This window comes from Coraliomargarita algicola, assembly GCF_033878955.1.
GTDB lineage: Bacteria > Verrucomicrobiota > Verrucomicrobiia > Opitutales > Coraliomargaritaceae > Thalassobacterium > Thalassobacterium algicola.
The window spans coordinates 3,849,074-3,867,843 of the sequence record NZ_CP138858.1 but is presented as its reverse complement, the minus strand read 5'-3'; the positions used below and the strand labels follow the sequence as shown (position 1 = coordinate 3,867,843).

The 18,770-nt window shown below is 53.1% G+C and carries 17 protein-coding genes; 9 read left to right on the top strand and 8 right to left on the bottom strand.

Features of this window, described 5'->3' with window-relative positions; translation table 11 throughout:
* Positions 1-77 precede the first annotated feature (77 nt).
* From SH580_RS15945 to SH580_RS15935, 3 genes are read left to right on the top strand one after another with little or no spacing between them, the layout of a single operon-like run.
* On the top strand, positions 78-2,132 hold the full coding sequence (locus SH580_RS15945; protein ID WP_308948145.1) for a sensor histidine kinase: 2,055 nt from the start codon (positions 78-80) through the stop codon (positions 2,130-2,132).
* Positions 2,129-3,202, top strand: a complete 1,074-nt coding sequence (locus tag SH580_RS15940) for a M23 family metallopeptidase (RefSeq protein ID WP_319831830.1) — start codon at positions 2,129-2,131, stop codon at positions 3,200-3,202. The genes SH580_RS15945 and SH580_RS15940 overlap by 4 nt, the downstream gene beginning before the upstream one ends.
* 10 nt (positions 3,203-3,212) lie before the next feature.
* Positions 3,213-3,845, top strand: coding sequence for a response regulator (locus SH580_RS15935; RefSeq protein ID WP_319831829.1), 633 nt, complete (start codon positions 3,213-3,215; stop codon positions 3,843-3,845).
* Between the two features lie 19 nt (positions 3,846-3,864).
* On the opposite strand, the gene SH580_RS15930 is transcribed toward SH580_RS15935, so the two are convergent.
* On the bottom strand, positions 3,865-5,106 hold the full coding sequence (locus tag SH580_RS15930) for an L-rhamnose isomerase (protein ID WP_319831828.1): 1,242 nt from the start codon (positions 5,104-5,106) through the stop codon (positions 3,865-3,867).
* A gap of 144 nt (positions 5,107-5,250) precedes the next feature.
* Here SH580_RS15930 and SH580_RS15925 point away from each other — a divergent pair, with 144 nt between their 5' ends.
* On the top strand, positions 5,251-6,135 hold the full coding sequence (locus SH580_RS15925; RefSeq protein ID WP_319831827.1) for a helix-turn-helix domain-containing protein: 885 nt from the start codon (positions 5,251-5,253) through the stop codon (positions 6,133-6,135).
* An 81-nt stretch (positions 6,136-6,216) separates the two neighbouring features.
* On the opposite strand, the gene thrC is transcribed toward SH580_RS15925, so the two are convergent.
* The 3 genes from thrC to SH580_RS15910 are packed head-to-tail and all read right to left on the bottom strand — an operon-like array spanning position 6,217 to position 10,192.
* On the bottom strand, positions 6,217-7,569 hold the full coding sequence (thrC, locus tag SH580_RS15920) for a threonine synthase (RefSeq protein WP_319831826.1): 1,353 nt from the start codon (positions 7,567-7,569) through the stop codon (positions 6,217-6,219).
* 52 nt (positions 7,570-7,621) lie between these two features.
* On the bottom strand, positions 7,622-8,938 hold the full coding sequence (locus SH580_RS15915) for a YiiX/YebB-like N1pC/P60 family cysteine hydrolase (RefSeq protein ID WP_319831825.1): 1,317 nt from the start codon (positions 8,936-8,938) through the stop codon (positions 7,622-7,624).
* 39 nt (positions 8,939-8,977) lie between these two features.
* Entirely contained in the window at positions 8,978-10,192 is a 1,215-nt protein-coding gene (locus SH580_RS15910) for an aspartate kinase (RefSeq protein WP_319831824.1), read from the bottom strand.
* 166 nt (positions 10,193-10,358) lie between these two features.
* Here SH580_RS15910 and pyrH point away from each other — a divergent pair, with 166 nt between their 5' ends.
* From pyrH to proB, 3 genes are all read left to right on the top strand, one after another.
* Positions 10,359-11,099 (top strand): UMP kinase, encoded by a 741-nt coding sequence (gene pyrH / locus SH580_RS15905; RefSeq protein WP_319831823.1) that lies wholly within the window; start codon positions 10,359-10,361, stop codon positions 11,097-11,099.
* A 40-nt stretch (positions 11,100-11,139) separates the two neighbouring features.
* A complete protein-coding gene (frr, locus tag SH580_RS15900; RefSeq protein ID WP_319831822.1) occupies positions 11,140-11,697 on the top strand; it encodes a ribosome recycling factor in 558 nt (185 codons plus the stop codon).
* A gap of 81 nt (positions 11,698-11,778) precedes the next feature.
* On the top strand, positions 11,779-12,843 hold the full coding sequence (proB, locus tag SH580_RS15895; RefSeq protein ID WP_319831821.1) for a glutamate 5-kinase: 1,065 nt from the start codon (positions 11,779-11,781) through the stop codon (positions 12,841-12,843).
* A 15-nt stretch (positions 12,844-12,858) separates the two neighbouring features.
* Here the strand turns inward: proB and SH580_RS15890 are convergent, their stop codons facing one another.
* From SH580_RS15890 to SH580_RS15875, 4 genes are all read right to left on the bottom strand, one after another.
* Positions 12,859-13,641: an MBL fold metallo-hydrolase gene (locus SH580_RS15890; protein WP_319831820.1), complete on the bottom strand. Its 783-nt coding sequence runs from the start codon at positions 13,639-13,641 to the stop codon at positions 12,859-12,861.
* A gap of 77 nt (positions 13,642-13,718) precedes the next feature.
* On the bottom strand, positions 13,719-14,987 hold the full coding sequence (locus tag SH580_RS15885; protein WP_319831819.1) for a response regulator: 1,269 nt from the start codon (positions 14,985-14,987) through the stop codon (positions 13,719-13,721).
* A 102-nt stretch (positions 14,988-15,089) separates the two neighbouring features.
* Positions 15,090-16,082 (bottom strand): NAD-dependent epimerase/dehydratase family protein, encoded by a 993-nt coding sequence (locus SH580_RS15880; RefSeq protein WP_319831818.1) that lies wholly within the window; start codon positions 16,080-16,082, stop codon positions 15,090-15,092.
* A 116-nt stretch (positions 16,083-16,198) separates the two neighbouring features.
* Positions 16,199-17,710, bottom strand: coding sequence for a fatty acid CoA ligase family protein (locus SH580_RS15875; RefSeq protein WP_319831817.1), 1,512 nt, complete (start codon positions 17,708-17,710; stop codon positions 16,199-16,201).
* Between the two features lie 138 nt (positions 17,711-17,848).
* Between SH580_RS15875 and SH580_RS15870 the strand changes: the two genes are divergently transcribed.
* Together SH580_RS15870 and def are read left to right on the top strand one after the other, a co-directional pair.
* Entirely contained in the window at positions 17,849-18,130 is a 282-nt protein-coding gene (locus SH580_RS15870) for a YkoF family thiamine/hydroxymethylpyrimidine-binding protein (RefSeq protein WP_319831816.1), read from the top strand.
* Positions 18,131-18,175: 45 nt separating this feature from the next.
* Positions 18,176-18,754, top strand: a complete 579-nt coding sequence (gene def / locus SH580_RS15865; protein WP_319831815.1) for a peptide deformylase — start codon at positions 18,176-18,178, stop codon at positions 18,752-18,754.
* The last annotated feature ends 16 nt before the right edge of the window (positions 18,755-18,770 follow it).

Below are 18,770 nucleotides of genomic sequence, written 5' to 3'. Positions count from 1 at the left end.
GTTGCTTTTTGAGTCATTTCCGCACACTACTATTGGGAGCAGCGTGAAGCTGACCATGCCGCTCATCCGTGTTTACTGTGAAAAAAAGCCACCGCTATACACTATTCCTCCTATTTTTTATACTGACCTTAATCGTCGGCTTACGGGCTTTTCGATATCCGGAAGAAAGAACCGTAGCACTGCCGGTAACGGAAGGGGCACAAATCTCTATCCTAAAAGATCAAACATTAGGCAATATTGAGGAAATTTTAGAAATCGCTCAACAGCCAGATCGCTTCACCGCCTACAATCCGAACACCTCGCGGACCTCCTCCGATATTTTCGTGAGTTGCTGGATACAATTACCACTGAGCAACTATGAAGACCGTCCACTCGAACGTGTTCTGGAAATCGATTACCGTTGGGTAGACATCGCGCAACTTTACGAGATCCACCCGGACGGCAGCTATACGATGTATCAGAACGGCGAGAACATTCCTTCCGCTCAAAAAGGACTCCCCTTCGCGACGCATGCCTTTCAGATCGAGTTCGCCGCGCATGAAAGTAAAACATACTTCCTCTACCTGAGGGACTACCATTGGCTACTCCCGGCCATCACCATGTGGGAGAGCCCCGCAGTTTATGTAGAACGTGCGCACACAGAGCAAAACGTGGTCTTCCTCTACATGGGTCTCCTGACCGGACTTATTTTAATGAACGGGTGCATCTACTTAGCCCTGCGGGATCAAGACACACTCTACTATATACTTTTCTTATTAGCCGCCTGTGCACTGCACATTGTCCACTTCAATCTACATACCACACTGCTGAGTCGAATCGAAATGGGCCAGCTAGCCTGGCTGCCCGCGGGGGTCAATTTCTTCCTCTACAGCGGCCTATTGGTCCTCACCGCCGGGCTCTTCCTACGTTTCGCACTGGAATTTCTACAGACTAGGCACTACTGCCCGCGCGCCTATCGCCCGGTGCTTTATCTCGCCAATGCACTGGTTCTGGCCTCGCCGATCTTCATGTTCGGTCCAGCCACACTATTTGGGCGCTCCATCATTAGCATCATCGTCAGCATCTGGGCCTGCAGTCACTTAATCGCCCTCTCACTTGCTTTATACGGTGTATTCAAAAAGGTACCGCAAACTTACTTTTTCATACCAGCCACATTCTTATTACTCATCGTATCCTGGCAGTATACCAGTATTTTAATGACCGGTGGCATCCCCACATCCGAGCTGCTGCTTCAGTGGCTCTACGCATCTGGCATCGAAATGGGCGTCTTGGCCGTGGGATTGAGTGAGCGCATACGCATGGTCAATGACCAAAGAGAGGCCGCACAAGCCAATGCCTTATCTGAAGCAGAGAAACGGGCAGAGCTACAGGAACAGTATAACAACCAACTGGAACACGACGTCGCCGCCCGCACCAGCGAGTTAGCGGCCTCCGACCAGCAAAAGAGCGAGCTATTGCGCATTATCGCTCACGACATTAAAGCCCCCATCGACGGCGTCAGCAGCCTTGCACGTATGCTCGCAGATTCACCGCAAAGTCTCGAGCCGGCACTCATCAAAGAATATACAAAAGATATCGAAGGAAGCGCAGCCCACCTATCTGAGCTCACTAAAAGCCTGCTGCTATGGGGACAATTACAAACTGGCAAACATTCAGTCGGGCTCCAACCCTACCTGCTGAGCGACTTGCAAGACGCCATCACTCCCGCACTCACCATGCTGGCCAAAACCAAGGCAATTCATTTGGACTGGGAGATTCCGCCACAGACCTTTGCGCGTTTTGACTTCGAAAGTATCGCATCTGTGCTACGCAATCTAACCATCAACGCCCTAAAATACAGCCACCCCGAGAGTCGTGTCCGGATCAGTGCCGAGGTGGATTCCGAGCGGATAAAACTATCTGTCAAAGACTGGGGAGTCGGCATCACGCCCGAACGCCTGCAACGTCTGCGTAAACAACGGGCACTCGAAAGCACCAAAGGTGTCAACGGTGAGCCCGGAACCGGCATTGGCCTACAGATCTGCTACGACATTCTCAAAGCGCACAAGTCCAACTTACACATCACCAGCCAAGTCCAACAGGGCACGCATTGCTACTTTTACCTCAGAACTTGGAATCAGGCATCCCAATGAACAAATCTCTGATCAAAGCTTTCATCTATATTCTCTTGGCCTCCATTCTATGGAGACACTGTGAAGATGCCACCTTGCCCAAGCTAATGGAACTATGCCTACGCTACGGCACACCCACCATGCTCGTCATACAATCCATCTTTTTAGCACGTGGACAGCTGTATTGGGAGCACCTAAAAACTCCCTTCCAAAAGAAACAAATAAAGTATTGGCTAAGCATTTTCAATAAATGGGTCTGCTTAGCACTGACCGCATTCGCTCTACAAATAGTGGCCATCAAACTGGAAAACACTGAAACTGAATACTACCAGTGGATACAGACGAATTGGATATTCGCCGCAGTCTTTGCAATGATCCTGCTGCCCCTGCGCCCACGTATCGACCGCCTTTCCAATCTATTTATACTAGCGATTTCCGCACTACTCAGCTACCAGCTCCTGCTAACCCAACGGGAGCCCCGCCTTGAAGAATCGGTGCTGCTGAAAGCTCCATTTGCAGAGGAATTCTGCGTGATGAATGGTGGCTACTCACTACTCAACAACATGCTGCAATCCAGCAGCCGATCCCCGCGCGCATTCGGCGTGCATATGCGCCCGGCGGCGAGGACTTTTCTCAATGATTCCGAGCGCAATCGTCCCTACCCTGAAGCCTTTGGCGCCACCATCCTCGCTCCGGCAACAGGCACCGTCATCACAGCCAATGAGAGCATTCCCGACCTCCCCATGGGACAGATTCATCCAGACACAGGCCCTGGCAACTACCTGCTACTGCAAATCGACCAACAACATTATTTGATCTTCGCCAATCTACAGCAAAATAGCATCCGCCCTGAAACGGGAGAGCGGATACAAGCAGGTGAGCCTCTGGCGGCGATTGGAAAGTCGGGCATGTTCAGCGAACCGGTGCTACTGCTCGTCGCCACAACATCACCCGACATTTTCAGCCCCCAAGTTAGCAGCCTGCCCATCCTACTGGAAGGCGTGGAAAAAGTCGCAGCACCAGAAGCAGACGCCCCCTTCTTTCCGACTCGTAACGAACACTACCGCCCGATCCAATATACCCAAGACTAAGCGCTTCATCATGGCCTATCGCACCCTACTCATCGAAGACCACCGGCTGTTTCTCAACCTGCTCGCCAACCACATCGAGCAAAGCGAAGACTTCGCGCTCGTGGGTCAAGCCACCGACGGAGAGATGGGGCTTACCTGCTACCTCGAACTACAACCGGACCTGGTGCTGCTGGACATCGTCATACCGAAACTCAACGGACTGGAGCTCGCCAAGCAAATCCTTAAGCATGATCCACAAGCCCGCCTACTGGCCATCACTTCCCAAATGGATGAGCAAACGACGACTCAAATACACGACATCGGCTTCCAAGGCTACGTAGAAAAAGAACAGCCGATCGAAACACTGCAAGAAGCGATGCTCACCGTAGCCGAAGGTGGACTCTACTACACCAAACTAGTGCGTGAAAATCGCTACAAGATCGCATCCGATCCCAACGCACTGCATAAGATCCTCAGCCCCCGCGAACAGGAAATACTCTATTGGGTCGGCGAAGGACTCACCAGCCAAAGCATATCAGACACACTCAAGCTCAGCCCACGAACCGTCGAAAACCATCGCTACCGGATCATGAAAAAGCTCAATATCGAAAGCACTTCGGAACTCATCAAACTGGTGCTCAAACACCGAATACAATTACCCTGAAGGACGCTTTCGGCCACGCCTAGTTTCTAGCGGACAACACCGTTTTCTCATAATCTTTCACCTTAGCCAGCAAACCCAGCTCATCTGGCACATCATTACGCTGGCAAAACTCAGCCCACACCGCGGACCATGGTAAGGCCTTGGCTTGTTCCAAGAGGGCCAAACGCGTGGTGTAATCACCGGAAAGTTCGGCTTCGAGTAATGCAGCGCGCGGCTCGAGTAAGGCGAGTAATAGCGACTTTTGCGCCGCGCGTGTACCGATCGCCCAAGCTGCGATGCGATTGATCGAGGCATCGAAGAAATCAAGCCCGATATGGGTGCGTGGCAGCGCATCGCAGCGAACGAGCTCCTGCATAATCTGCTGCGTGGCATCATCAAAGAGCACCACATGATCACTGTCCCAACGCACACCGCGCGAGACATGTAACAAGAGCTCGGGCACATACATCAATACGGATGAGATCTTATCCGCAATACTTTCGGTGGGATGAAAGTGGCCGGCATCCAAGCAGAGCGCAGTTTGCTGCTTTTGCGCATAGCCCATATAAAATTCGTGCGAGCCCACGACAAAACTCTCAGAGCCAATGCCGAAGAGCTTACACTCAACAGCATCGATGTTGTGAGCAGCATCCAGTTTGTCCGCGAAAACCGCATCGAGACTATCGGATAGACGTTGGCGAAAGCCTTGGCGATCAGCCGGCAAATCTTTCATACCGTCCGGAACCCACACATTTGTGACTGCAGCGCTCCCAAGTTGCTTGCCCATTTCCGCAGCGATGGCACGGCTACGCTTACAGTGCTCGATCCAAAAATCACGAATGCCTGCATCCGGGTGGCTCAGAGTGAAACCATCGTCCGCCTTAGCGTGAGAAAAATTAGATGGATTGAAGTCCATCCCGATGCCCTGCGCCTGAGCCCAATCGATCCAAGTTTGAAAATGCGCCAGCTCAATCGCGTCGCGATCGATTTTCTGACCACCAAAATCACCATAGATTGCGTGTAGGTTCAAACGATGCTTCCCCGGCAATAAACTCAAGACTTGCTCCAAGTCTTGGCGCAACTCGTCAATGCTACGCGCCTTGCCAGGGTAATTACCAGTCACTGCCAGTCCACTACCAAGCGCCCCCGCGCCGGATTCAAAGCCCACCACATCGTCCCCCTGCCAACAGTGCAAGGAGATCGGAGTGCTCGCGAGAGCAGTCAGAGCTTGTTCAACATCAACGCCGATCGAGGCGTACATTTCTTTGGCTTCTTGGTACATAGGATAAATCAGAATGGGCTATAGTTTAGAGAGAAAAGCCTAGCATAGCCGATCCTCTCGATTCTGTGAATACACGGGCTGATAGATTATTTGCACTTTTTGACATCGTAAAAATACGAATTCCATCTACCATTCTCCTCACTCATGCAAAGCTACAGTCGATATTTCCCCTCCGACCCCGCAGCATCGGGCTGGGGGTGGCGCATCTTAGATACAGGCCGACAACAGATCGCTCCACAGGCAAAATACCCCGATGCCGAACACCCACTCAGCTATCTATTCGATAGCGATGGACGCCGAAGCTTGGACGAGTTTCAGATCGTCTTCATCGAAGCAGGCTCCGGTATATTCGAATCCGAAAAAATCCCTAAAATGCAGGTCTCCGCGGGTAGCGTCCTCTTGATCTTCCCGGGCGAATGGCACCGCTACCACCCCACGCCGAACACTGGCTGGCGCGAAGCATGGGTCGGTTTTCGCGGCGCAGATGCTACCCGCGTCATGCACCAGTTTTTCCAATCCAAGCGGGCAGTATTACAGACACAACACCCACAAGAGATCACCGGACTTTTCGACCGCCTGTTGCACTGGGCCCATCAGGAAATAGCAGGGCGCGATCAAATCGCAGCCAGTCATATACCACTCATTTTAGCTTTTTTGAAAGCCGATCAAGCCGAGCTCACACAGCCGCACAACAGCGACGCCGCCATTGTTCAGCGCGCCAAAGCGGCGATGCTGCAACAACTGGACAAACGTAGCGATCTGACTGCCTTAGCCCAGCAGCTCGGTTGCAGTTATTCCCGCTTCCGCTTCGCCTTCAAACGCGAAACAGGCCACGCGCCGCGCGAGTTTGAAAACCACATAAAACTCAACCGCTCGCGCGATTTATTGCAGCACCATCACTTAAGCGTCTCTGAAACCGCCGACGCATTGGGCTTTAATTCAGTCTATTATTTTTCCAGAGCCTTTAAACGCGCCTTCGGCAGCTCGCCGACAGAATGGTTAAAGACGCACCAACAGCAGTCAAAGTAGCAAAGATCTTTAGCCCCCGCGACTTATTTCCACTCGCGATTGCCTCATCAGGCTCGGATACCCAAAGCGACTGACATCCGCCTACACCCTTGCACGCATGAAAGCCTTGATTGCTTCGGGCGTCGGCTCGACACTGTATTTTACAATCTCGCGCGACTTTAATTCCTCAAGCGAAGGGTGCGTGGAGTCTTCGCCGATGGCATCCTGAATCGTATCGGGAAATTTAGCCGGATGCGCGGTGGAAAGTATGATCTCCTTGCCTTCAAATCCATCGGAAAAACCACAGGCTGTGTGCGGATCGGCGACGTATCCATACTTCGCATACACATCCTTGATGATTGCGGCAATTTGAGCATCATCGGTTCGCGAACTGCTGAAGCCTGCCCGGTCAAAGTTTTCAAAGACGTATTTCCCAGTCTCCTTAAAGGTCTGAATGATCTCACGCACCTTCTCCGAATCCTGGCCTTCTGCATAGTAAAGAAAGCGCTCGAAGTTGGACGCGACTTGGATATCCATCGACGGCGCAACGCTAGGTGCCACCTCATCGAGCTGATAAGTGCCACTTTCAAACAGTCGATGCAGGATATCGTTTTGATTGGTTGCGACACGAAAGCCTTTGATCGGCAAGCCCATACGCTGCACCAGCCAACCAGCCAGCACATTGCCAAAATTACCAGTCGGCACCACAAAGGTGATGTCGTCACGCACATCCTCCGGCAAACGAAAGTAAGCTGAGAGATAGTAAACACACTGAGCTAAAATACGGGCGAGGTTAATCGAATTGACTGCAGAAAGCCCCACTTCTGCGGCGAATTCGCGGTCTTCAAAAACAGTCTTCATCGCGGTCTGCGCATCGTCGAAGCTACCTTTGATCGCCAGCGGAAACACGTTGTCAGCCCCGGTGCACGTCATTTGACGCTCTTGCAAAGGCGAAATTCGGCCATCGGGATAGAGAATAAATGTAGTGACGCCCTCTTTTCCTAAAAGGCCGTGAATCGCGGCTGCCCCCGTATCACCGGAGGTGGCTCCCAACACAGAGATACGATTGCCCGTGCGAGCGATCTGCGACTCATACAGATTGCCCAGTAGTTGCAGGGCAAAGTCTTTAAAGGCGAGAGTCGGCCCGTGGAATAGCTCCAGCACATAGCGATCATCGTCGAGTTTTACGATAGGCGCGATGTCGGCATGGTCAAACTTAGTATAGCTGCGGGTCACGATCTTCTTTAATTCGTCCGCCTCGATATCGGTGGCGAAGATGGCAAAGAAGACTTCACACAGCTCGGCGTAGCTAAGCTTCGACCACTCAGCCAAGTAAGGCTTTAAGTCGGGAAGCTGCTCGGGAAGATACAGTCCGCCATCGGGCGCGAGACCTTGCGCCACCGCAGTGGAAAAAGAAACGGGGGGCACTTGGCCACGTGTGCTGATAAATTGCATAATAGGATTCAGTTTGTATGCTCAGTAATAGAGTCAATCAACAATTAGCCATTCAAAATGTGGATGCGAAACTTTCCCGCAAAACTTTACCGGCTGCCTCTCCTGCCGTCCACTCATTGCCCCGCACACCATAGACGAGAACTGGCTGAAAATATCCAGCCCCGACGGCTTGATTCATTAACTCTTCGGCCGACAGACAATTTCGCCCGGCATAGGACTGCAGCTGAAATTGAATCGGCCCCACTCCATGATAAGAACGGTAAATCAACTCCGTGCACGCCAAGCGATCGGAACTGGTAAAATCAAAAATAAAATCGTAGAGCTTCCCAGCATGTTGCAACCCGCGTGTGATTGCATCGGCGACATCACCTGAACTCAAACAGGGCCGCAATACAACCAAGGCGTCGACCTGCAATGTATCCGAGATCGGCCGCAAACGCACACCGTCTCGTTTCGACTCTAGAAAACACAGCTCCGGATCATCTGAAGAGGCCTCCACTCCAAGCGCATCACGTTGCGCCGCGCTACCGATATAAAATGCCGCATGCGGCCAGTAGCCTGGCAGAAACAAATTACTCAAGGCGTCATCATGCCGTGTAATCAAAACATCTCCTGGCTGTAAAAAACGCTCCAAACGCCCGCGGATGCTCTCATCGACACGCCTGGGAGCCCCCAATGGCTTTACAAATGGTTGCTTTAACTCTGCAATACTTGAACCACTCAACTCAAACAGCCCAAACATAACTTTGCGGTAGCCAGAATTCCGACGCCGCAAAAAGGAATGTACGCGATAACTGAAACGTTTTTTCAGTAAATCTTGGCGGCAGATCTGAACCTGCCCCTCTTCAGCTTGCAATAAGTCAACCACTGCCCGCATCCCGGACTCCCCCCGCAAGTCGTGAATCGCTGCACGATGCGTGCGATAGTAAGTGCTGGCGTCAAAAAATGCCCACCAACGACGGGGCGATGTCAGGCTTTTATAAATTTTGGTGAAACTCTTTGCTGGTAATTGAAAGCGAGACTCCGGCTCATCCAATTTCCTCCGAGTCACGGGTGCATGCTCAGTCAGGTCGACCAAATAAGAAGCCGCACGCACTAACAAGCACGCGGCCGCATAAGCCACAGCGAATTCACGCAAATCAGCAACTTCACGATGGGCCCATTGCCCGCCGGTCGCATCACTTAAGCTTTGCAACAAAGAAGTACGCACCGCTAGATAGCGCACATAAATGGCGCGAATTCGTTCGTCTTCATTGGGCAAAAAATAGCCTCGCTGCTCAGCCTGCTGAATGTCCTCGATACAATCGCTCAGATCTTCATGACGCGGCAAGGCAGCTGCTGAGGCCAGCAATGTCGAAACGTGTTTCACTCCAATGCAATGCCCACAGCACACCCCCCAGGCTTCCGACTACTGTCCCAAGCCGAAAGCTGCGTGGACGAGGCGTGTGGCCTCCTCGGCATCTTCAGGATCGATACCGACGGATATTTTAATCTCGGAAGTGCTAATCAGCTGAATATTGACACTCCCTTTGGCCAAGGCATCGAAGAGCGTGGCCGCTACCCCCGAATGCGAGCGCATGCCGACGCCGACCACAGACACTTTTGCGATGTCGCTGGCTTCAAAAAGTTTGCCTGCAGCCTCGTCGGGGAAGGACTCTTTAACCGCCTTTTCAGCGCGATAGATATCTTCACGTGGCACGGTAAAAGTCATATTCGCCTTACCATCGCGGCCGATATTTTGCACGATCATATCGACGCTGATGCCTGCGGAGCCCAGCACTTGAAAAAGCTTGGCGGCAGTGCCGGGACGGTCGGGCAAATCGCTGACTACGATCTTGGCTTGGTTTTTATCGAGAGCGACGCCGCTCACAACGACATCTTCCATAGAGGCGACTTCTTCTTTCACAATAGTACCGGGGTTGTTATTAAAACTGGAACGAACTTCAAAAACGACATTGAATTTTTGCGCGAACTCGACCGCGCGATTTTGCATAACTTTCGAGCCTGAGCTGGCGAGTTCGAGCATTTCCTCGTAAGAAATTTCGTCCAGCTTCTTCGCATCAGGCACCAGGCGTGGGTCAGCCGTGTATACGCCATCCACATCGGTGCAAATTTGACATAGATCAGCCTGTAAGGCTGCCGCGATGGCGATCGCGCTCAAATCAGAGCCGCCACGACCGAGTGTGGTGATCTGACCGTCTGCAGTCTGCCCTTGAAATCCGGCCAGGATGACAACTCGGCCAGCAGCCAACTGCTCCTTAATATCGCCCCCCGAAATACTGGTGATCCGCGCGCGGGTATGCGAAGGATCGGTCAAGATGCCCGCTTGCGAACCAGTGCGAGAGACCGCAGGTATACCGAGCGCATGTAGCGCCATCGCTGTGAGCGCAATGGTTTCCTGCTCGCCAACCGTCAAGAGCATGTCCATCTCACGCTCGTCGGGATGCGGATTGAGCGCCTTAGCACGGCCAATCAGCTCATTGGTGACACCTGAGCGTGCGGAAACGACCACCACCACTTGGTTGCCAGCGTCGTGAGTCTCTTTGACCCGTTGCGCGACATTTTTGATCCGGTCAACATCTCCGACCGAGGTGCCGCCGTATTTCTGAACGATGAGTGCCATGTTATTTAAAAGCTGATGTAGCGCAAGAGGCGCATAAATTATAAACCGAAACGATTAGAATAGAACCGCCTACGCAATACTAGCCACCAGAAGTTTCAAGGAAAGATTCTCTGATATAAAGACATAGATTGACGAGGTGGGTAAAAGAGCGTTTAAGAACTTTTTCATGACTGTATCTGACCAATCGGAACCAAACCCGAAATATAAACGCATCATCCTCAAGTTAAGTGGGGAAGTGCTCCGCAATACTGAAGATGGCGAACCCATCGACCCAAATACGCTCAGAGCGATCTGCGAGGAAGTGAAAAAAGTCTACGATATCGGGGTGCAAGTGGGCCTCGTAATCGGCGGTGGCAACATCTTCCGCGGGCTCAGCGGCGCCGAGATGAAGGGCGTCGATCGTACCACGGGCGACTACATGGGCATGCTGGCCACTGTAATTAACGGCCTGGCCTTGATGGATTGCCTCGAAAAGCTCGGTGTCACCGTGCGCCTACAAAGCGCCATCCCGATGGACAAGCTGGCCGAGCCATTTATCCTGCGCCGTGCCACTCGCCACTTGGAGCGCGGACGCGTCGTGATCTTTGCTGGCGGCACCGGCAACCCCTACTTTTCAACTGACACCGCTGCTGCACTCCGCGCCAGCGAAACAGGTGCCAACATGCTGATGAAAGCCACCAAAGTGGATGGCATCTACAACAAAGACCCCGAAAAGCATGCCGACGCGGTCAAATATGATCATGTGCCCTACATCGATGCTCTCCGTGATCGCCTTAAGATTATGGACTCGACTGCATTTTCGCTTTGCATGGAAAACAAGCTTCCTATTCTCGTATTCAGTATGCGGGAGCCTGGCTCGATCTATCGCGCCGTCATGGGTGAAGAAATCGGCACCTTGGTCGATTAAAGTCCTGCCTAATTTTCCTAACATTAAATAATTTAATATCATGCCCAAAGAAATCCTCAAATCCATGCACGCCGACATGAAGAAGGCGGTCGACCACACACTTCACGAGTTTAGTAGCCTGCACACTGGCAAGGCCACGCCCGCGATGCTCGACGGCGTTCGCGTCAACGCCTACGGCAGCACGGTGACTCTTAAAGAAGTCGCCGCAGTCACCACTCCTGATGCCCGAACAATCATGGTGCAGCCATGGGACAAGAGCGTGCTCAAAGACGTCGAAAAAGGCATCCAGGAAGCCAATCTCGGCCTAAACCCGATCATTGACGGCGGCATCCTCCGCGTGCCCGTGCCCGAACTGACCGGTCAACGCCGACAAGAACTCGCCAAGACCGCGGGCAGCATGGCCGAAGACGGTCGCGTGCGCGTGCGCCAAGGACGTCGCGATGCTCTCAGCTTGTTGAAAACAGCCAAAAACGACGACGGCTTGCCGGAAGACGATTTTAAGCGCTACGAAAAAGAAGTGCAAAAGGCGCACGACGATTATATCGCCGAAATCAACCAGCACCTCGCTCACAAGGAAGCGGACCTGAAAAAGGTCTAGTCCAGAGACCTGAGGTCAGAGAACAGAAGCCAGACTCAACCTGTCCTCTGTCCTCTGTCCTCTGTCCTCTGTCCTCTGAAAATGCTGAATCAAGCCAAACGTATTGTCATCAAACTCGGCACCGGCGTCCTCACGTCAGGTATCGGAAATTTGGATACGGCTCGCATCACGACATTGTGCTCGCAGGTCAGCACCTTGCGTCAGCGCGGGATCGAAGTCATCCTGGTCAGCTCTGGCGCGGTGGGTCTAGGCATGGGAAAACTGAAACTGGAGAAGCGCCCCAAAGACCTGGCGACGCTACAGGCATGCGCCGCAGTCGGCCAAAGCATCCTGATCAACACTTGGCAAAAGTGCTTCGACCCGCATAATCTCACCGTCGCTCAGATATTGCTCACTCGCGAAGACTTACGCGCACGCCACCGCCACAACGCAGTCTTTAACACCATCGAGCGCCTACTGGCCAACGGCGCGGTACCCATCGTCAACGAAAACGACACTGTCAGCGCCGCCGAAATCAAATTCGGCGACAACGACACACTTTCCGCCCTGGTGGCCAGCGTGACCAACGCGGACATGCTCTTCATCCTGTCTAATATACCTGGTCTGATTGATATGGAAGGCAGCGGCAAAGTCGTGCCCACCGTGCAAGCGATCACCCCCGAGATCGAGGCCATGGCGCAGGGCACCAAGCATACCACATCAGTAGGCGGAATGATCAGTAAACTCTCGGCTGCCAAAATCGCACATCGGGCCGGATGCGGCGTCATTATCGGCAGCGGCAGCGACTCGGAACTATTCAACAAACTTCTAAACGGCGAAAGCGTGGGCACCTACTTCGTGCCTAGCGAAGTTCCGGTCAAATCTCACAAGCGCTGGATCGCGATTCAGGACGCAACCCACGGCTCGATCACGGTAGACGCAGGCGCAGTTTCGGCCCTAGTCGAACGCGGCAAGAGCCTGTTACTCGCAGGCGTCGTCGCCTGTGAAGGTAACTTCGAAAGTGGCGATGTCGTGCACATCTGCGAGCCCAATGGGAAAACCATCGCCCACGGCATAGTCAACTACGACATGGAGCGCCTCAGCGCGGAACTGCCCGAACTCGAAGACAACGTCGTGGTGCACCGCGACCATTTAGTGCTGCTGTAAGTAACGCAGGACGCGCTACCAGCTCACCCGCAGGCCATCGTAGGCCAAGTGGATATTTTCAGGTAGCGAGGCTTCGGTCGTATCATGGTCGACCATGTAAGTCATATGGGTCAAAAATGAAATCGGGGCATCCATCTCCTGCGCCGTCTTAGTGGCCTCATCAATCGTCATGTGTGAGGGATGCGGATTCGGGCGCAAGCCATCGAGGATCACGACATCCGAGCCCTCAGCGATCAGGCGTGCCTCTTCCCCCACTTCTTTGCAATCAGTGAAATAGGTAAATTGCTTACCGGTCTCAGCCTCCGTGAAGACGAGCCCCAGCACTTTGATCGCTCCATGTGGCAGAGACACGGACTCCACAGTGCCGCCGGGTAACTCCAAAGTTTTAGGCATACGCGCTAATTTAAACGCGGGATAGCCCTTCACCAACGGCTTATCCAAAATTGCATAAGGGAAAATTTGCTGAATACGCGTCAAGCCCTCCTCACTACTATAAACGGGCAAAGCCTCGCCCCCATTCAGATCACAGAAACGGCGCAGATCATCCATACCGAGAATATGGTCTGCGTGGCCATGCGTGAGGATGAAGGTATCGATTTGGTCCAAACCATGCTGGATACATTGCATACGAAACTCTGGTGCAGCATCGACTTGAATGTGATGCCCCCCCATCTCTACATGAATCGAGGTACGTGTGCGCCAATTCTTCGGGTTGTTCATATCGCAGCCTTCGCCCTCAGGCTGCGCAATCATAGGCACCCCCTGCGAGGTGCCTGTTCCTAAAAAGATGATCTCCATACTCAAGGAGATGGCGCGTCCGTTTCGCGCTGGCAATCCATCAAGACCGATTCCAGCTATTTTTTTATAGAATGACTCTATTCGGAACGAACGACTTCAAGTAATACATTACGCAAATGCTTTATTTTAACTGGCTTAGGCAAGAAATAATTCATGCCCGCTTTTCTGAATCGGCTCTCATCGGACAAGGTATTGAAAGCAGTCACTGCGACGATCGGGATCTTGGTACCAAATTCACCGGCTTCGCCATTTCGCAGCGCAATCGCGGCACTCAAGCCGTCCATGATTGGCATATCAATGTCCATCAGAATCAAATCGTAACTCTTCGATTGGCTCACGAGGTCCAACACCTCGCGCCCATTGGTAGCAAAACGACTCTCCTGCCCCATGTGTTTGAGCACAGTCGCCATCAGGCTACGAGCGACAGGGTCATCCTCAGCCACGAGTATCGATAATTTAAAGGGCAGTTGCTTTACAAACTTCGTGGAAAGTTTTTGTGCATCCAAACTTAGACCGCCGATGGGCAGCTTTTCAGTAGGCGAGGCCTGCATCTGCTCCATTTCAAAGGAAAGCAGAGAAGTGACCCCTCCGAGTTCAGGGTGCGGTTTGGAAAAGAGTGCGCCATTGTATTTCTCTAACAGCATCGAAGCGACCGACCAGTAAACATACTCCATCTTCACCCGTGGCAAACGCTCGCCGGTCGTCAAGCCGCCCGCGGTATTGACCTGCCGCCGGCGATCCTCCGCGTAGGTTTCCAAGGGATTGTAAATGCTAACACGCATCTCTCCATCGCTGGCCACCCAGCTAATGGTCAGCGTCTTCTTCTCCACAGGAATTTCCACCAGCGAAATCGCCTCCAGTGAGCCTAAAATCGTGTTTTCAATAATATTACGCAAATGGTCGTAATCGACACGTAGACGAAGGGTCTTATCCTGATGCTCCAACTTTAGATTCAGTCCCCGTAAACCCGCACGAAAACTGAGATGCGCTACGATTTGCTCGAAAAGTTCATAGGGACTGACCCACTCACGATACTCTGGCAAATCGGCCCATTCCGACTTAATTTTCGAGTGATTCACCAAGGTGCTAATCACAGCTAACATATGCCGCGCACACCCCTCAATCGCCTCAAGGTCCTCATCCTGTTTCTCCTCGTTCATCATCTGAACGATTCCCAACAAGCCATTTAACGGCGTGCGCAACTCATGCGAAAGGGTGGCAAAAAGCGCGACGGCCCCCGCGTCCGCTTCAACTTTATCGTCGACCAGTTTCGTTTCCTCTACCGGTGCTTCGACACGATTAAGCTCTTTAATTTGTCGCCGCTGCCGAAAGACAATTACCAGCAAAAAAACGATAATGATAAGACTGATGATAGGACCGATGAAAGACACCTTGCCACAGCAAGAATAATTAAACGTGGGGTCAAATACTTATACAGCAAAGAACACTCAAAAACCGCGTATTTTAAGGTCTTTAATGGTCTCAACTAAAGCCGCTTGCATATCGTATGCGGGCTCAAAAGCAAGATCCCGTCGAGCGGCCTGGAGGTCAAAGTAGTGATCCTTCGCCAGTTCCACCGCAACAAAGCGTGTAATCGGAGGCTCTCCCGGCTTAGCCAACAATTTCCAGGCACATTCGGCCACTGCTCCCGCGGCATAAGCGAGCCGCATAGGAATACGCTGACTAAGCGGCGGATGTCCGAGCCCCGCGAGCACCTCATTCAGCCAAGGCCAAAGCGCCACGGGCGTGCCTTGCGAGATAAAGTAAGCTTTGCCGGCACATTGCCCCAGCGACAAAGCATCCAGCGCATTCACATGCGCTGCCGCGACGTCTTCGACATAGGAGACATCGACTTGGTTATTGCCATCGCCCACGATCTTTAAACGTCCAGCCTTTACGCTCTCGATCACCCGCGGTAGCAAGTGCGGATCACCTGGGCCAAAAATGAGATGTGGCCGCAGCGCCACGACTCGCAAAGATTCACTGTTTGCTGCTAAAGCCTCCTGCTCGGCGATCGCCTTGGTATGTGCATAGTGACACAACCAATTGCGCCCATAGGGCAACTCTTGCCCACCGCCTCGAATCGCTTGCCCATTAAATACCACACTCGGCGTGCTGGTGTAAACGAGACGCCCCACGCCTTCGGCCTGACAAGCTGCCACCACGTTACGCGTGCCGACAACATTCGGCTGATAAAAGCGATCCCAACTGCCCCAGACGCCTGCCTTCGCCGCAACATGAAAGACCGCATCCACGCCCACGCATGCTGCGCGCACATCCTCTTCACTCGCTAGATCACCACAAACAACGTCCACTCCTTTCGCCACCAATCCTGCTTGCGGCGAACGCCCGAAGGAACGCACAGCATAGCCACGAGCCAGCAATCGCTCGATCACATAACTGCCGACAAACCCTCCTCCTCCAGTGACTAAGACATTCATTGCGTGAAATTATTTCAGAGCAAATTTACGCGCAAGCGACAAACGATGAATCTTCGCGTTGTGCCGTACATCAACCGGAAACTTGGCTTCAAAAAAGAAATCCCGAATCTTATGAGTCATCGCATGGCTCTGCGCCAGCTGCTCCAGCGAGCTGACAAACTGCGCGCGCGCAGCCGCCGTCCGGGGAAATGCAGACTTTTCCGGCTCGACCACAATTCCCGGGCGCCCGCCCCAAGATCGATCAATGCCGAACGAAACACCTGCGGGTGCGCGTTAAAGATGGCCTCACAACAATCCGTATACATCGCTCCCGTCTCAGTCAGCACGCGCTCCACCTTACGGCCACAGAACCACAAACGCCCCTCGCCATCCAACCAGCCCATATCCCCCATCCGGTGCCAATGCGCCGCACCATCCGCAATTTTCGAACTCGCATCCGCTTGTGGTAATTGATCATAGCCCCGGGTCACTGACGGCCCCCGTGCAATGATTTCACCTATCGCCCCCTGCGGCAAGTCCCGCACATCTGCGATATCAGCAATCGCAGCCTCCACAGGTTCTATAATCCGCACCGAAACCTCCGGCAAAGGACACCCCACGCAAGTCCCCTCGCCCAATTGCGTGCGCGCCGCAGTCTGCTCCAGCACCTCCGAAGCCGAAATCGAACTCACTGGCAAAGCCTCCGTTGCGCCATAGGGCGTGTGAATTTCCCCCTGAGGAATGATCGCCCGCATCTGCGCCATCAGTGCGGGCGGCACAGGTGCGCCCGCCATCAGGATACGCCGCACACTTGGCAGTGTAATGGACTCGCGCTCACAATAGCGCGCAATCTTGGTCCACAAGGCCGGCGAGCCAAAGCTGTTGGTCACTAAATTCTGCTGGATCGCACGCACGATTTGCGCCGGTTCCACTGTCGCGGGACGACTCGGATTCATGTCCGGAACCACCGTACACATACCCAGCGCAGGATTAAATAATGCAAATACTGGCAACATCGGCAGATCCACCTCGCCCGGCTGAATGCCATATTGTCGCCGTATCGCCTCCACTTGCGCCAGAAACATTCCATGCGCATAACAGACCCCTTTCGCGGGCCCGGTCGATCCAGATGTAAAAAGAATCGCCGCCAACTCATCGGCCGCGGAATCCACCACCTCGAAGGCCCCCTGACGCTTGAACCGGCCAATCTCTTTTTCAAAACCAGCTCCAACACCAATCTTAATACCGACCCCACGAAAACTCGGACGAAATAATCGCGCGATCCATATCGCCGGCGCGATGCCCACCAGCGCACTCGGCTGCGAGTGACGCACACAACGCAGAAACTTCCTCAGCCCCATACCAGGGTCGATCACAATCGGCACCGCGCCCATTTTAAACAAAGCAAAGACAATACGGATCAAATCCAGCCCCGGCCGCACCATGAGTAACACCCGTGAGCCACGCCGAATCCCCGCAGCGGCGAAATAATGCGCCGTTGAGGCAGCCTCCGCCTCCAACTCCGCAAAGCTGCGCTCCGCATAGCGAATCGTACCATCGGGAGCATGCCCGACTGGCGCACGCACAGCCGCAGCCTCGGGTTGGGCGACTGCTTGCTGAGCTAGGAAATGTGCAACATTATAAGCCATCGTATCTAAGCATGAACAAGTAGCGCATTCACAGCCGACGGCTAGCGTTTTTTGCTGGCAGTTAAAAACAATGCCCTAGCACCAGAACCTAGAGTATATTCCGCCGTGACAAGCGGCGAATGGGTGCCTAAACCATACATGATGGAAAAAACCGATCCACTGATTTCGATTCAAATCTCTGTTTACGCACTCGACGGCAAAGTGCGCGAAGCGGTGCATTGCTATCTGGACGCCCTGGATGCCACGGGGATCCAACGTGAAACAGGCAGCATGTCCACGGTCGTGTGGGGCGAAGCCGCTCAAGTATGGTCAGCGCTACAATCGGCCTATGAAACAGTCGCCGCCCAACATGAAGTCATCGTCAACACCACGATGAGCAACGCAGCTCCCCTCCCTGCCCGCGCATCTGGACAGCGTTAGCCTATAAACTAAGACCTCAGAAAAAAATATACCATTTAAACAATCATGATTTTACGAGTCACCAAATACGGCGAACCGATTCTCCGCAAAGTCGGCAAACCGATCACTGAATTCAACGCCGAGCTGGCTAAACTGGCCAACGACATGGTGGATACGATGTATGACGAGGAAGGTATTGGACTGGCCGCTCAGCAGATCGACCAAGCACTACAACTCTGCGTGGTGGATGTGCGTCCGCCGGAAGGTGCCGAAGTTCCTTTTAACTATAGCTTCGACGGCAAGCAGCCGCCGCTGGACCTGATCATGCCCATGGCCATCGCTAACCCTAAAATCACGATCCTGGATGCGACGGAAGAAGTTTACGAGGAAGGCTGCCTCTCCTTCCCAGGCGTCAATGGTCGAGTGGACCGACCGATCGGCGTGCGTTGTGAATTTCAAGACACTGAAGGCAACTCACACGTGATCGAAGCAGACGGATTACTAGGGCGCTGCATTTTACATGAAGTCGACCACCTCCAGGGCAAGCTCTTCATCGACATCATGTACAAACGGGATCTCAAGAAGAATGAGACCAAAATCAAAAAGCTGAAACGTGAAACTCGTGACTTTTTAAAAGGCAGGTAGTTCCACTGCTCACTCT

Bases quoted from the DNA above. Each gene is read 5' to 3' on its own strand.
- SH580_RS15940 (WP_319831830.1), top strand. From the start codon at position 2,129: ATGAACAAATCTCTGATCAAAGCTTTCATCTATATTCTCTTGGCCTCC.
- SH580_RS15935 (WP_319831829.1), top strand. From the start codon at position 3,213: ATGGCCTATCGCACCCTACTCATCGAAGACCACCGGCTGTTTCTCAAC.
- SH580_RS15930 (WP_319831828.1), bottom strand. From the start codon at position 5,106: ATGTACCAAGAAGCCAAAGAAATGTACGCCTCGATCGGCGTTGATGTT.
- SH580_RS15925 (WP_319831827.1), top strand. From the start codon at position 5,251: ATGCAAAGCTACAGTCGATATTTCCCCTCCGACCCCGCAGCATCGGGC.
- thrC (WP_319831826.1), bottom strand. From the start codon at position 7,569: ATGCAATTTATCAGCACACGTGGCCAAGTGCCCCCCGTTTCTTTTTCC.
- SH580_RS15910 (WP_319831824.1), bottom strand. From the start codon at position 10,192: ATGGCACTCATCGTTCAGAAATACGGCGGCACCTCGGTCGGAGATGTT.
- pyrH (WP_319831823.1), top strand. From the start codon at position 10,359: ATGACTGTATCTGACCAATCGGAACCAAACCCGAAATATAAACGCATC.
- frr (WP_319831822.1), top strand. From the start codon at position 11,140: ATGCCCAAAGAAATCCTCAAATCCATGCACGCCGACATGAAGAAGGCG.
- proB (WP_319831821.1), top strand. From the start codon at position 11,779: ATGCTGAATCAAGCCAAACGTATTGTCATCAAACTCGGCACCGGCGTC.
- SH580_RS15890 (WP_319831820.1), bottom strand. From the start codon at position 13,641: ATGGAGATCATCTTTTTAGGAACAGGCACCTCGCAGGGGGTGCCTATG.
- SH580_RS15880 (WP_319831818.1), bottom strand. From the start codon at position 16,082: ATGAATGTCTTAGTCACTGGAGGAGGAGGGTTTGTCGGCAGTTATGTG.
- SH580_RS15875 (WP_319831817.1), bottom strand. From the start codon at position 17,710: ATGGCTTATAATGTTGCACATTTCCTAGCTCAGCAAGCAGTCGCCCAA.
- SH580_RS15870 (WP_319831816.1), top strand. From the start codon at position 17,849: ATGATGGAAAAAACCGATCCACTGATTTCGATTCAAATCTCTGTTTAC.
- def (WP_319831815.1), top strand. From the start codon at position 18,176: ATGATTTTACGAGTCACCAAATACGGCGAACCGATTCTCCGCAAAGTC.